Origin of the sequence: Bradyrhizobium sp. 170 (genome assembly GCF_023101085.1) — a bacterium.
GTDB lineage: Bacteria > Pseudomonadota > Alphaproteobacteria > Rhizobiales > Xanthobacteraceae > Bradyrhizobium.
Window position 1 is genome coordinate 5,050,052 of sequence record NZ_CP064703.1, and the last position, 14,181, is coordinate 5,064,232.

Annotated in this window: 13 protein-coding genes and 1 pseudogene; 11 read left to right on the plus strand and 3 right to left on the minus strand. The window is 62.9% G+C overall.

Going from position 1 to position 14,181, the window contains the following annotated elements; all coding sequences use genetic code 11:
- Positions 1 to 102: 102 nt before the first annotated feature.
- Complete coding sequence (locus tag IVB05_RS23625) at positions 103 to 552, minus strand: cupin domain-containing protein (RefSeq protein WP_247778308.1); 450 nt, start codon at positions 550 to 552, stop codon at positions 103 to 105.
- A gap of 166 nt (positions 553 to 718) precedes the next feature.
- Here IVB05_RS23625 and IVB05_RS43435 point away from each other — a divergent pair.
- A pseudogene (locus tag IVB05_RS43435) lies at positions 719 to 1,446 on the plus strand (adenylate/guanylate cyclase domain-containing protein).
- A gap of 20 nt (positions 1,447 to 1,466) precedes the next feature.
- On the opposite strand, the gene IVB05_RS23635 reads toward IVB05_RS43435, so the two are convergent.
- Both IVB05_RS23635 and IVB05_RS23640 read right to left on the minus strand, forming a co-directional pair.
- Positions 1,467 to 1,793 carry a GFA family protein gene (locus IVB05_RS23635; RefSeq protein ID WP_247778309.1) on the minus strand — a complete coding sequence of 109 codons (327 nt, stop codon included), beginning with the start codon at positions 1,791 to 1,793 and terminating at the stop codon, positions 1,467 to 1,469.
- 102 nt (positions 1,794 to 1,895) lie between these two features.
- Entirely contained in the window at positions 1,896 to 2,348 is a 453-nt protein-coding gene (locus IVB05_RS23640) for a hypothetical protein (protein WP_247778310.1), read from the minus strand.
- Positions 2,349 to 2,585: 237 nt separating this feature from the next.
- Between IVB05_RS23640 and IVB05_RS23645 the strand changes: the two genes are divergently transcribed.
- The 10 genes from IVB05_RS23645 (at position 2,586) to IVB05_RS23690 (ending at position 14,141) form a co-directional block, all read left to right on the plus strand.
- Positions 2,586 to 3,308: a sulfite exporter TauE/SafE family protein gene (locus IVB05_RS23645; protein WP_247778311.1), complete on the plus strand. Its 723-nt coding sequence runs from the start codon at positions 2,586 to 2,588 to the stop codon at positions 3,306 to 3,308.
- Positions 3,309 to 3,439: 131 nt separating this feature from the next.
- Entirely contained in the window at positions 3,440 to 4,324 is an 885-nt protein-coding gene (locus IVB05_RS23650; protein WP_247778312.1) for a prohibitin family protein, read from the plus strand.
- A 176-nt stretch (positions 4,325 to 4,500) separates the two neighbouring features.
- A complete protein-coding gene (locus IVB05_RS23655; protein ID WP_247778313.1) occupies positions 4,501 to 5,166 on the plus strand; it encodes an HAD family phosphatase in 666 nt (221 codons plus the stop codon).
- Between the two features lie 96 nt (positions 5,167 to 5,262).
- Positions 5,263 to 6,666, plus strand: a complete 1,404-nt coding sequence (locus IVB05_RS23660) for an adenylate/guanylate cyclase domain-containing protein (protein ID WP_247778314.1) — start codon at positions 5,263 to 5,265, stop codon at positions 6,664 to 6,666.
- A 107-nt stretch (positions 6,667 to 6,773) separates the two neighbouring features.
- Positions 6,774 to 8,237, plus strand: coding sequence for a DNA repair protein RadA (gene radA, locus IVB05_RS23665; RefSeq protein ID WP_247778315.1), 1,464 nt, complete (start codon positions 6,774 to 6,776; stop codon positions 8,235 to 8,237).
- Between the two features lie 164 nt (positions 8,238 to 8,401).
- Complete coding sequence (locus IVB05_RS23670; RefSeq protein ID WP_247778316.1) at positions 8,402 to 9,031, plus strand: CvpA family protein; 630 nt, start codon at positions 8,402 to 8,404, stop codon at positions 9,029 to 9,031.
- 31 nt (positions 9,032 to 9,062) lie between these two features.
- Positions 9,063 to 10,568 (plus strand): amidophosphoribosyltransferase, encoded by a 1,506-nt coding sequence (gene purF / locus IVB05_RS23675; protein ID WP_247786865.1) that lies wholly within the window; start codon positions 9,063 to 9,065, stop codon positions 10,566 to 10,568.
- Between the two features lie 173 nt (positions 10,569 to 10,741).
- Positions 10,742 to 11,482, plus strand: a complete 741-nt coding sequence (locus tag IVB05_RS23680) for an SDR family NAD(P)-dependent oxidoreductase (protein WP_247778317.1) — start codon at positions 10,742 to 10,744, stop codon at positions 11,480 to 11,482.
- Between the two features lie 259 nt (positions 11,483 to 11,741).
- Positions 11,742 to 12,809, plus strand: coding sequence for a hypothetical protein (locus IVB05_RS23685; protein WP_247786866.1), 1,068 nt, complete (start codon positions 11,742 to 11,744; stop codon positions 12,807 to 12,809).
- Positions 12,810 to 12,902: 93 nt separating this feature from the next.
- Positions 12,903 to 14,141, plus strand: coding sequence for an ABC transporter substrate-binding protein (locus IVB05_RS23690; RefSeq protein ID WP_247778318.1), 1,239 nt, complete (start codon positions 12,903 to 12,905; stop codon positions 14,139 to 14,141).
- Positions 14,142 to 14,181: the final 40 nt, after the last annotated feature.

Here is a 14,181-nt window from a genome sequence, read left to right on the forward strand (position 1 = left end):
TTCCCGGCACGGTACCGAGCCGCCCCTAAACAAGGCTTAACCGCAACCCGGGGCCGGCGGACGTCATGGTGAACGTCGCCTTGATCCGGGCAGGACGGCTGTTCAGCCCTTGCGGGTGTGCCCCCAGGCTGCGTCCCAATCCTCGCCTGCGGCATCGATGACGCGGCCATCGGCCTCGAAGAACTTGTTCGGGACCTGGAAGATCGCGAGCATCAGCCCACCCTCCGGACACCAGGCGACATGGCGGCTGCCCTCCTCGCGCCAGATGAATTCGCCGGCCTTGCATTCGATGCCCTGCGCCGGGCCTTCCTTGTCGACGAGCGAGCCTTCGAGCACGTAGGTCTGCTCGATGTTGACGTGTTCGTGGTCGGGTAGCACCGCGCCCGGCGCGAACCGCATCAGCGCGGTCATCAGGCCGGTCTTGCGATCGAACAGCAGCGTCTTGGCTTCGCAGCCGGGAAAACGCGTCTTCTGCCATTCCATGCTGTCGGGGCGAACCAGATGGGAATGCGTGTCAGCGGTCTGCGCGCCCGTCGGCGTCACGGCGTCCATGGCGGTCCTCCGTTCCCGGTTATTTTGACGCGATCCTAGCAGCTTTGCCTTGGGCCGCCAGCCGGCAGGTGTGCGCTGCGGTGGCGCTTGTCTTGCTCAACCCCGCTGCCGACGATAGGATCGTCATACCTGCCACGCTCGGGAGTCACGGCTGGAAATGGCAGCTCTGCAACATTCGCTTATCTGCAAAGGGTGCTGGGAGCAGATGCATGTGCCGGTGCTGCTTCGCGGCGTGGCGTCGGCGCCGTTTCGCGCATTCGGCATTCGTCCGAGCCGGATGAACCCCAACACCTGCACCATCTGCGAGCTGATGTTCACGAAGGTGATGCGGGCTCGCAAGATCACCATCGACGCGACCATCATGTTTGCCGACCTCCGCGGCTACACCAGCCTGTCGCAGTCGCAATCGCCGGATGCCGTCTCAGGCCTGCTCGACGCGTTCTACGATGAATGCGCCAATGCAATCTGGGAGCACGAGGGGCTCCTCAATAAAACCATCGGCGACGCGGTGATGGCCGTCTTCAATTTTCCCTTGAAGCGGGAAGCACACGCCAGAAACGCCGTGCTCGCCGCGCGCGAAATCCAGAACAACTGGCGCAACCGGCGCGAGAGCCTTGTCGAAGCGCACGGCCTCACCGCGAGCGAACTGGGGATCGGCATCGGCATCCATTGCGGCGAACTAAGTTTTGGCGAGTTCGGCCGATCGCACCGGGACCTCACGCGATCGGCACGGTCGTCAACACCGCCTCCCGGGCCCAGTCGGTCGCCGAAGCCGACCAGATCCTCGTGACGAGGGCTGTGTTTGACCGCGCCCAACCGGATTTGAAGGACAGCCAATCAAAGGCATTCCAGCTCAAGGGGTTCGATACCCCGATCGAGCTTTACGCCGCCTAGCCTTGCTGGCCGGCCGCCTGTCACCACAAATTCTTGCCATCGATGACGGTGACCGGCACGGCATCGAGGTCGAAATCGTCGAACAGCCGCGCATTGACGCCGACCTTCGGATTGTCGAAGTCCGGCTTGCCGGTCGACCAATCAGGCGATTCCGAATAGGTGCCGCAGCCGCAACCGGCGCAGAAATGATGCTTGACGGTGCGGCTGCCCCACAGATAGGTCGCGACATTTTCCGGCGGCGAGGTCAGGCGAAATTGCGCCGGGGTGTAATAAGCCCACAGCGCGCCGCGCTTGGAACAAAGCGAACAGGTGCAGCGCCCGCAATGGCAGCTTCCTTTGATGGCCACGGTCCGCTCCCCTGTAATATATCCGACGGAGCAACGGTGGTAGCTGACGCCTGCTGCCAGCATACTGTCAGCAGGCATGCGTGCTTGTGCCGAAAAGCGGCGTCAGCTCTCCCGCGGCCGCCAGACCTCCTGCAGGTCTGTCCAGCGCTCGGGAAGTCCCTCACTCAACTTGGCGATGCCGCCGCAAACCGGCAAGTGAACCGTCAGGGTCTTCCAATCCTGCGTGTCGCGCGGCGTAAGGTTGCGCAACATGATCTTGTCATGCGTGCGATTGATCTCCTCGAACTGATAGCGGTAGGCGACGGCACCAGGCGAGTACTCACGCCAGACGGCGCCCTCCTTTTTGAAATCGCTCTGCGTACCGCGATAGACGTCGGAGGTGCGGCAACTCGGAAGATTGAGCGCCTTGAGAATCATCGGAATGGCAGTTCCTGCCTGGCTGATCATGGCGAACACAGCGGTCGCCGTGGTTACCCCGCCGAAAAGCAAGGCCAACAGACTAGGCTTCAACCCGCTCAGATACGACGCAAAGAAGGTGGCGCGTGCTTTCTCCATGATCGCGGTCTCCCTCATCCGGCGACCAGTACTGGCGAAATTGCGCCGCCGATCGCTCTAACCAGCCAAGATCCCGTCCCACGACACAAACCTTGCAGAAAACGAGCGGCGTGAATGTGAGCTAGCTCACAACCAAAGGTGACATTTGCCAAGCCGACGCCCATGTTCCGGGCTTGCCATTGCCGCTACCCTCGCCATCACGATTCCCGGCACCCGCCAGTCCCGGAGCTGTAATCCTTGGGCTTCCTCTTCGTCCTCATTGTCGGCCTGCTCGCCGGCACCATCTCGGGCATTGTCGGCACCGGCTCGTCGATCATGCTGATGCCGGTATTGGTCTATCAATACGGGCCGAAGGAAGCGGTGCCGATCATGGCGGTCGCGGCCGTGATGGCGAACCTGTCGCGCATTCTCGCCTGGTGGCGCGAGGTCGACTGGCGGGCCTGCCTTGCCTATTCGGTCACGGGGATTCCGGCCGCCGCGCTTGGCGCACGGACGCTGCTGGCGCTGCCCTCGCACGCCGTCGACATCGCGATCGGCCTGTTTCTTATCGCGATGGTGCCGGTTCGGCACTGGCTGTCCCGCCATCAGCTTAAAGCACGCCTCTGGCACCTGGCGGTCGGCGGCGCCATCATCGGTTATCTCACGGGTATCGTGGTCTCGACCGGTCCGCTCAGCGTGCCGCTGTTTCTGTTCTACGGATTGAACAAGGGCGCCTTCCTCGCCACCGAAGCCGCAAGCTCGCTCGGGCTTTATCTGAGCAAGTCGGTCACGTTCGAACGCTTCGGCGCGCTGACGCCGGATATCGCGGTGAAGGGCCTGATTGCGGGCTCCTCGCTCATGTTCGGCGCCTTCATCGCCAAACGCTTCGTGCTGCGTCTCGAGCCCGACGTCTTTCGATTGTTGATGGATGGCATCATGCTGGTCGCCGGTCTCACCCTGTTGTGGACGGCATTTTCATAGGAATGCGGCGCTCCGCCTGAACCATTCGCCATCAATGCCCGACCAAGTGACGCCTGTCATATCCATTCGGCAAGTGACCATAGATCAATGCCGCGCATGGATTCGCATCACCCACGTCTGGAGAGACCGAAATGCCCAGGGGAATCATCGGCGCCATCGTCGCCGTCATTGTCATTGCCATCATCGTCGCGGGAAGCTGGTACACCGTCGATCAGACCGAGCGCGGCGTGAAGCTGCGCTACGGCGCGGTCATTGGCACAGCGCAGCCGGGTTTGGGCTTCAAGGTCCCGCTGATCGACAGCGTGGAGAAGGTCAGCGTCAAGACCTTCACCTATGCCTGGGACAAGATGAATTCCTATTCCTACGACCAGCAGCCCGCCGACCTCAAGATCAGCGTGACCTTGCGCGCCTCGCCCGACAAGGTGGCCGATCTCTATGCCAAGTTCGGCGGACTGGACACCGCGGTCAAACAGGTGGTCAGCCCCGCCGTCAATCAGCAGGTCAAGATCGTGTTCGGCCGCTACACAGCGGTGAAGGCTATCCAGGAGCGTGGAGCGCTCAACGCCTCGATCAAGGACGCCATCACGGCATCGCTGAAGGACGACCCCATGATCATGATCGAGAGCGTCCAGCTTGAAAACATCGAGTTCAGCGCCAACTATCTGCACTCGATCGAGCAGCGCATGCTGGCCGAGGTCGAAGTGCAGAAGCTGCAGCAGAACGCCGAGCGCGAAAAGGTGCAGGCGCAGATCACCGTCACCCAGGCCACCGCCAAGGCCAACGCCGTCCGCGCCGAGGCCCAGGCCAGCGCCGACGCGCTGCGGCTGAACGGCGAAGCACGGGCGACCAACATCAAGCTGACCGGCGAAGCCGAAGCCGCCGCCATCGAGGCCCGCGCCAAGGCGCTCGGCACCAACCCCAACCTCGTTACCCTGGTGCAGGCCGAACGCTGGAACGGCGTGCTGCCGACCACGATGGTGCCGGGCTCGGCGGTGCCGTTCGTCTCGGTGAAATAGGCTCCGGATCAATCAGGAAGCGGCAGTGCCCGGGATCGCGATCCCGGGCATTTTCGTGCGGCCGCTGATACACAACGCAACGGAAAGTGTTCGACTGTTTTCGGCTGCGCGAGTCCCATCATGCAGGGCCGCATGTTAAATGCGCGAACCCTCTGATTTTTCCCGGGATTGAAATTGTGGGCGCACTGATTTTTGACTTCGACGGCGTCATCGCCGACAGCGAGGCGATTGCCAATACCGTTCTGGCGGAAACCGTTACCAGGCTCGGTCATTCAACGACGCTCGACGAGGCGCTCACCCGCTATTCCGGCCGGAGATGGGACGAAGCCGTGGCGGAGATTGAAGCTGCGATCGGACAGCCGCTGCCTTCCGATTTTTCCGGCCAGCTCAAGCTTGCGACGCTGGACCGGTTCCGAACGGATTTGAAGGAAGTGAGCGGGGCGACAGATTTCATCAGACGTTTTGCGCACATCCCCCGATGCATTGCCTCCTCCAGTTCGATTGATCGCCTGCAGCTGTGCCTTTCGGTGCTGGCCCTGGAAGCGGAATTCGGCAGTCATGTTTTCAGCGCCGATATGGTCGCGCGAGGAAAGCCGCACCCGGACATTTTTCTGTTCGCCGCCGGCAAATTGGGCGTGCGCCCGGATCAGTGTCTCGTCATTGAGGACAGCGCAGGCGGAATCCGGGCGGCCGTTGCCGCCGGGATGACGGTCGTCGGCCTCTGCGCGGCCAGCCACATTCGCGAAGGCCATGATCTCAAGCTGCGCGATGCCGGCGCCGTGCATCTGGCGCATTCCTGGTCGGACGTCGAACGTTTCGCCCTGCACTTTTTCAATAGCTAGTACGCACGCCCTCCGGTGGTATCATGCTGGCGTGAACGGTGCCTTGTACCGTGGCATGGTACATCATCCGATACATTCAATTTGGGGACGAGTGTCTTGAGCACATTGGCGGAAACGGCCGATATCACAAATCCCCGGAGCGAAGCAGCCGGGCGAACCAACGCCCAGCAAGACACCCAGAAGTTCGCCGAAGCGGCCATTGCGGACAGCAAGCGCGAAGGTCTTCTGCTCGCCGTCCGGGCCCGCTGGGTCGCGTTGGCGGTGATTGCCATTACCTTGCCGATCATCAACCCGAACTGGGACGTGATTTACTACGTGGTGATGCTCGGCTTTTTTGCGTTGATCGGCTGGGCCCAACTCAAGGTCGGCAAGGTCGGGCGTTCGCAGCCGGAGCTTTTCCTGATCTTTTGCGATCTGGCGTTAATGACCCTCCTCACCGTCGTGCCCAATCCGCTGAGTGCCGAGAGCTGGCCGCTCGGCATGCAATTCCGGTTCGAGACTTTCATCTATTTCTTTGTTTTCCTGGGAACCGCGACCCTTGCCTATTCGTGGCGAACGGTGGTCGCGATGGGCTTCTGGACCTCTGCCGTGTGGGCGATCGGGGTCGGCTGGGTCTACCTGCAGCCCGAGACCCACGCCGAGCTGTCGGAACGCGTGCGAGCCGCTGTCGGCTCCGACGTCAGAATGTTCGACATCATCAACCCCACAGCGATCGGCATTCCGACACGATTCCAGGAAATCACGGTGTTCCTGATCGTCGCCATGACGTTGGCGCTGGCGGTGCGCCGTTCCAACGCCCTGCTGATCAGTCACGCCGGAATCGAGCGCGAACGGGCCAACCTCGCGCGGTATTTTTCCCCCAATGTCGTCGAGCAATTGTCTGGAAATGACGAACCTCTCAAGCAGGTCCGAACGCAGAATGTCGCGGTGCTATTTGCTGATATCGTCGATTTCACCGCCTATACGGATGGCCGGAGCCCGATGGAGGTCATCGGGACGCTGCGACTATTCCACGAGCGGATGGAACGGGAGGTGTTCCGGCATGGCGGAACGCTGGACAAGTATCTGGGTGACGGATTGATGGCGACGTTCGGCACCCCCACCGCCAGCGAGTCGGACGCCGGAAACGCGCTGCGTTGCGCGCAGGCCATGATCGCGTCGATCAGCGAGTTCAATCGCGAACGAAAAAATCGCGCCGAGCCGCCGATCCGCGTCAGCGTCGGGTTACACTATGGTGAAGTCGTGCTCGGGGATATCGGCTTGAACCGGCTCGAATTCGCGGTCATCGGCACGGCGGTGAACGCGGCAAGCCGGCTTGAATCACTTACCCGCGAGCTTGGCTGCGCCATGATAGCCAGCGACGACCTGGTGCGGCAGGCGCGCGCGGAGGCCAGCAGTTCAGATGCCGACTTCGCGCATCTGGCCGCCCAGCCACCACGGACGATTCGCGGTCTCGAGCAGCCGGTTGGCATCTGGACGTGTGCCGACATCAATGCCTGACGCCCGAAGAAGATGGAGGCGTTTGCAAAGCGCTCTATCGCGTGGCGCTGCTTTTTTTATGCTATGAAGTCCCGCCCGTTCCACTGAGACTGCGACTCACTCCCTTCATGGCCAAATCCACCCTCTCCTTTGTCTGCCAGAACTGCGGCGCTGCGTATAATCGCTGGCAGGGCAAGTGCGAGTCCTGCGGCGAGTGGAATACGCTGGCCGAGGAGGACACGACCGGCGCGACCTCGATGCCGGTGTCTATCCGCTCCAAACGCAAGGGCCGGACGTTCAAGCTGGAATCGCTGACCGGCAAGACCCAGGACGCCCCTCGCCTGTCCTCCGGCATGATGGAGCTCGATCGCGTCACCGGCGGCGGGTTTGTCCGCGGCTCGGTGCTTTTGGTCGGCGGCGACCCCGGCATCGGCAAATCGACGCTGCTCACGCAGGCAACCAGCCTGATGGCGCGCGCCGGCCATCGCGTGGTTTACATATCGGGCGAAGAAGCCGTGGCGCAGGTGCGGCTGCGCGCCGAGCGGCTGGGGCTCGCGGACGCGCCGGTGCAACTCGCCGCCGAAACGTCGGTCGAAGACATCGTCTCGACGCTGTCGGAGGGCGCGGTGCCGCGCCTGATCGTGATCGATTCGATCCAGACCATGTGGACCGACACGGTGGAATCGGCGCCGGGAACGGTGACGCAGGTCCGCGCCTCCGCACAGGCGCTCATTCGGTTCGCCAAGAAATCGGGTGCAGCCATCATCCTGGTCGGCCACGTCACCAAGGACGGCCAGATCGCGGGCCCGCGCGTGGTCGAGCACATGGTCGATGCGGTGCTGTCGTTCGAGGGCGAAGGCTCGCAGCATTTCCGGATTTTGCGCGCTATGAAGAACCGTTTCGGCCCGACCGATGAGATCGGCGTGTTCGAGATGACGGGCCTGGGCCTTCGCGAGGTATCCAACCCCTCCGAATTGTTCCTTTCTGAACGAGACCTGGGCAGCCCGGGCACGGCGGTATTTGCCGGCATCGAAGGCACCCGCCCGGTATTGGTGGAATTGCAGGCATTGGTGGCCCCGACCACGCTCGGCACCCCCAGGCGGGCCGTGGTGGGCTGGGACCCCAGCCGCCTGTCGATGGTGCTGGCGGTGCTGGAGGCCCATTGCGGGGTCAAACTGTCCGGCTACGACGTCTATCTGAACGTGGCGGGGGGTCTGCGGATCCAGGAGCCCGCGGCCGACCTTGCGGCGGCAGCCGCCCTGGTGTCGTCCTTGGTGAACGCACCGTTACCGACAGATGCGGTTTATTTCGGCGAGATTTCGCTCTCGGGCGCGGTCCGGCCGGTGGCGCAGACCTCGGCCCGGTTGAAAGAGGCCGCGAAACTCGGCTTTGGCCGCGCCGTTCTGCCCGAATCGGCCCGCGGTGAGGTCGGCTCCGATGGCGGCCTGTCGCTGAACAGCGTCGGCGGGTTGACCAGCCTGGTTGCCGAAATCGCGGCGCGCGGCACTCCCAGAGGCAACCGGGACACCGGTCGCGAGGGTGTGAGGGAGAAAAATGCCACACCGGCGCGATTCCGTCGTGAAAACAGCTAAAGCGGCGTGACGCGCCCCGCCCTCGCCGCTATACAACGCGCGCGAAAGGCGGGCGGGATGGCGCGATATCCGGCCTTGCGGGATGCGCCTTCTGCCCCTCACTTGGGGTGACCCTGACCCGTCGATTCGCTGCTTGAGAACTTACGAGCGGACCTGACCAGCCGATGCCGATAACGATACTCGATCTCGTCCTGCTCGGAGTGATGCTGATTTCGGGGCTGCTCGCCATGGTGCGCGGCTTCATGCGCGAAATCCTGTCGATCGCGGCATGGGGCGCGGCGGCGCTGGTGACGCTGTATGCCTTCTCGAAGCTGCTGCCGACCGCCAAGGCCTATTTCAATAACGACACGGTGGCGTCCGTGGTGGTGGTGGCCGGCACCTTCATCGGCACCCTGATCGTGGTCTCCGTCATCACCGTGCGGATTTCGGACATGATCCTGGATTCCCGGATCGGCGCGCTGGATCGCACGCTTGGATTCTTGTTTGGGTTGGGTCGCGGCCTTTTGATCGTGGTGGTCGCGTTCCTGTTCTTCAGCTGGCTGGTCCCGGACAAGCAGCGGCCGGACTGGATCACCGGCGCCAAGTCGCGAGTGGTCCTGCAGGGAACCGGGGATTGGTTAATGTCGCTCTTGCCGGACGATCCCGAGAACACCATCTTAAAGAGATTCAAGAAGAATAAACCGGAAGACGATCAAACTGACGCCGACCAGGCAGCCCCTGCGTCCGGCGATGGCTACAGTAAACCTGCCCGCGACAGCCTTAAAAAGCTGATCGAGAAACCCGCGGCACGCTAATTCTGGCCAAGATAGAGAGGCGATGGACGCGATGCAAAACCCTTCCGATCCCGCCGGCCAACTCGACCCGAATTTTGGCATCGAGTTGCAGGACGATCTCGAAGGCGACACGCTACGCGAGGAATGCGGCGTGTTCGGCATCTTCGGCCACCCCGAGGCCGCCGCCATCACCGCACTCGGACTACACGCCCTTCAGCATCGCGGCCAAGAAGCCGCGGGCATCGTCTCCTTCGACGGCAGCCGCTTCCATTCAGAACGCCGCCTCGGCCTCGTCGGCGATACCTTCTCCCGCCGCGAGGTGATCGAGCGCCTGCCCGGCATTATGGCCGTCGGTCATGTCCGCTATTCCACGACAGGCGCGACCATCCTGCGCAACGTCCAGCCGCTGTTCGCCGAATTGAATGCCGGCGGCTTCGCAGTCGGCCATAACGGCAATCTCACCAACGGACTGACGCTGCGCCGCGAGCTGGTGAAGGGCGGCGCGATGATGCAGTCGACCACCGATACCGAGGTCATCCTGCATCTGGTCGCGCAATCCAAGCGCGGCCGTTTCATCGACCGCTTCATCGAGTCGCTGCGTGCGATCGAAGGCGCTTACGCGCTGGTCGCGCTGACCAACAAGAAACTGATCGGCGCGCGTGACCCGCTCGGCATCCGCCCGCTGGTGCTCGGCGATCTCGACGGTCGTCCGATCCTGACCTCGGAAACCTGTGCGCTCGACATGATCGGCGCCAAATATGTCCGCGACATCGAGCCCGGCGAAATCATCGTGTTCGACGAGACCGGCGCTAACAGCCACAAGCCGTTCCCGCCGAAGCCGCCGCGGCCCTGCATTTTCGAATATATCTATTTCTCGCGACCGGACTCCATCGTCGGCGGCCGCTCGGTCTACGACGTCCGCAAAGCCTTCGGCGCGCAGCTCGCGCGCGAAAGCCATGTCGAGGTCGACGTCGTGGTGCCGGTGCCGGATTCCGGCGTGCCTGCCGCTCTCGGCTACAGCCAGCATTCCGGTGTGCCGTTCGAACTCGGCATCATCCGTAACCACTATGTCGGCCGCACCTTCATCCAGCCGACGCAGAGCGTGCGCGAACTCGGCGTGCGCATGAAGCATTCGGCCAACCGCGCCGCGATCGAGGGCAAGCGCATCATCCTGATCGACGACTCGCTGGTGCGCGGCACCACGTCGAAGAAGATCGTCCGCATGATGCGTGATGCCGGCGCGCGCGAGGTGCATTTCCGCCTCGCCTCGCCGCCGATCCTGTATCCCGATTACTACGGCATCGACCTGCCGGACCGCGGTGGCCTTCTCGCGGCCACCCATTCGCTGGAAGAGATGCGCGACATCATCGGCGCGGACTCGCTGGCGTTCTTGTCGATCGACGGCATGTACCGCGCCATGGGCGAACCCGGCCGCGATCCCGCCAATCCGAAATTCTCCGATCATTGCTTCACCGGCGCCTATCCGACCCACCTCACCGACCAGACCCAGGTCGAGCCGCAGCCCCGGCAATTGTCGCTGCTGGCGGAAGCGAGCTGACAAGCCCACCGGTGTCGTCCCTGCCTAGGGCGCAATTGCGCTCCGGCGCAGGGACCCATAGCCACCGGCCTTCGTTTTCGGACGCCATAGCTACGAACACCTTCCGCCATTATAACCTTCACGGCGTATGGGTCCCTGCGTTCGCAGGGACGACGACGATAAGAGCAATTTGAATGACCAAACCCCTCGCCTCCCGCATCGCCCTCGTCACCGGCGCCTCACGCGGCATCGGCTATGCCACAGCGCGTGCGCTCGCCCGCGCGGGCGCGCATGTCGTGGCCGTCGCGCGCACGCAAGGCGGGCTGGAGGAACTCGACGACGAGATCGGAAAAGACGGCGGCAGCGCCACGCTGGTGCCGCTGAACCTCACCGACTACGACGGCATCGCGCGGCTGGGCGCGGCGCTGCATGAACGTCATGGCAAGCTCGACATTCTCGTCGGCAATGCCGGTATCGCCGGCCCCTCCTCGCCGCTCGGCCATATCGAACTGAAGCCGTGGAACGATGTGATGGCGGTGAACGTCACCGCGAACTTCCAGCTCATCCGCTGCATGGACCCGCTGCTCAGGGTCTCGGATGCCGGCCGCGCCGTGTTCGTGACCTCGGGTGCCGCCAGCAAGGCGAACGCCTATCAGGGCCCCTACGCCGCCTCCAAGGCTGCGCTGGACACGCTGGTGCGCTCCTGGGCCAACGAGACCGTGAGCACGAAACTGCGGGTCAATCTGTTCAGTCCCGGCCCGATCCGCACCCGCATGCGCGCCGGCGTATTTCCCGGCGAAGACCCGATGACGCTGGATACGCCGGAACAGGCCGCGGAATTCATCGTGCCGATGTGCGCGCCCGACTGGAACGAGACCGGCAAGTTGTATGACTACAAGAGCCGCACGCTGATGAGTTTCCGCGGGCCGGAGTGAGCGTGCGGGTTTCTCGCGTCATTGCGAGCGAAGCGAAGCAATCCATTTTGCCGCTTGTTGAGGCATGGATTGCTTCGTCGCTTACGCTCCTCGCAATGACGGCGTCATACCGTTGACTCCTCCCCCTCCCCACGATTGACTGCCCGCCCAAGCGGGACAAACCCGCCAAGAAAAATATCGGGAGGCATCTATGACGCCGACATCTACGCGCGCTCGCCTGACTCTTTCCGGAACCATCGCAGCCTGCTTCACCGCCGCAATGCTGATTGCGACGCTCCCTCCGTCGCGCGCCGGCGAAATCCCAACCTTCGCCGTCGATGCGTCCTGGCCAAAACCGCTGCCGAACAACTGGATCCTCGGCCAGGTCGGCGGCATCACCGTCGATGCGCAGGGTCATATCTGGGTGATCCATCGTCCGCGCTCGCTCACCGACGATGAGAAGGGTGCTGCGCTGAATCCGCCCCGCTCGAAATGCTGCGTTTCGGCGCCGCCGGTGCTCGAGTTCGACGCCGACGGAAATCTGCTGCGCTCCTGGGGCGGCCCTGGCGAAGGCTATGAATGGGTCGGCCGCGAGCACGGCATCGAAGTGGATGAGAAAGGTTTCGTATGGGTCGGCGGCAACGCCGACAACGACAATGCGATCCTGAAATTCACCGGCGACGGTAAGTTCGTGATGCAGATCGGAAAGATCGCGCCGAGCAAGGGCTCCGGTGACACCACGCAACTCGGCAAGCCCGCCGAGACCGCGGTCGACAAGGACGCCAATGAAATCTTCGTTGCCGACGGCTACGGCAATCGCCGCATCATCGTGTTTGATGCGACGACTGGCGCCTACAAGCGGCACTGGGGCGCCTACGGCAAGCCGCCCAGCGATGACAAGCAACCACCTTACGATCCCAATGGACCAGCCCCGCAGCAATTCGCCAACCCCGTGCATTGCGTGAAGCTCGCCAATGACGGGTTGCTGTATGTCTGCGATCGCATCAACAACCGCATCCAGGTATTCAGGAAAGATGGAACCTTCGTTAAGGAATGGTTCTACGAAAAGAACACACGCGGCAACGGCGCGGTGTGGGATATCGCGATCTGGCCGGACCCAAAGCAGACTTATCTGCTGAGCGCCGACGGCGAGAACAATGAAATCCGCGTGCTGAAACGGAACGATGGTACCGTGGTCGGCAGTTTTGGGCGCAGCGGCCGCAATGCCGGGCAGTTCCACTGGATTCACGCCATGGCGGTGGATGCCAAGGGTAACGTCTATACCGCCGAAGTCGATACCGGGAAGCGGATCCAGAAGTTCAAGCTGACTTCGGACGCGCTACGATAGGTGCATTGCCCGTCCCAGCGAGAAGGACTATCGCAAAGCCGCTGGCAGGTTCCGAAAAGAGAGCCGGCGAACAACCATTTCTGGAGGAATACCATGACGACTAGAATTGCGCGGCGCTTCGCCGCCTCCGTAGCGCTTGCCGCACTCAGCCTTGCGACGCCAGCACTGGCCCAAGACAAGGCCTCGGACAAGACCGTCAAGATCGGCGTGCTGAACGACATGTCGAGCCTCTACGCCGACATCGGCGGCCCCAATTCGGTGGTTGCGGTCAGGATGGCAGTCGAAGATTCCGGCCTCAACCAGAAAGGCTGGAAGATCGAGGTCGTGAGCGGCGATCACCAGAACAAGCCGGACATCGGCACCAATATCGCAAGGCAGTGGATCGACACGGAGAAGGTCGATGCGATCGCCGATACCCCGAACTCCGGCGTCGCGCTCGCCGTCAGCAACCTCGTCAAGGAAAAGAACGCGGTGCTGCTGAACTCCGGTGCGGCAACCGCCGACCTCACCGGCAAGGCCTGCACGCCGAACACGATTTCCTTTACCTACGACACCTACATGCTCGCGACCGGCACCGGCAAGGCGCTGACCAAGGCCGGCGGCGATAGCTGGTTCTTCCTCACCGCCGACTATGCCTTCGGTCACGCGCTCGAGCGCGACACGTCCGCGGTCGTCACCGCCAACGGTGGCAAGGTGCTCGGCGGTGTGAAGCATCCTCTGAATACGTCCGACTTTTCGTCCTTCCTGCTGCAGGCCCAGGCTTCCAAGGCCAAGGTCGTCGGCCTTGCCAATGCCGGTGGCGACACCACCAATGCGATCAAGCAGGCGGCCGAATTCGGCATCGTCGCGGCCGGCCAGAAGCTCGCCGCGCTGCTCTTGTTCATCAACGACGTGCATTCGCTCGGGCTGAAGACCGCGCAGGGCCTGACGTTCACGGAATCCTTCTACTGGGACCTGAACGACCAGACGCGCGCCTGGTCGAAGCGGTTCTCGGCACAGGCCAGCAAGAACGCGATGCCGTCCATGACGCAGGCCGGCAACTACGCCATGGTGCTGCATTATCTGAAGGCGATGGAAGCACTCGGCGGCAATCCCCATGACGGCGCCAAGGTCGTGGCCAAGATGAAGGAATTGCCGACCGACGATCCGCTGTTCGGCAAGGGCCCGCTGCGCGCCGACGGCCGCCGCATCATCCCGGCCTATCTGTTCGAGGTGAAGAAGCCGGAAGAGTCGAAGGGACCGTGGGACTATTACAAGCAGATCGCCACGATCTCGGCGGAAGATGCCGCCAAGCCGCTCGAAGCCAGCGAGTGTCCGCTGGTGAAGAAGTAAACTAAAGGCAAGCAGAAGGCGGGCAAGGCGCCGCTCGCGC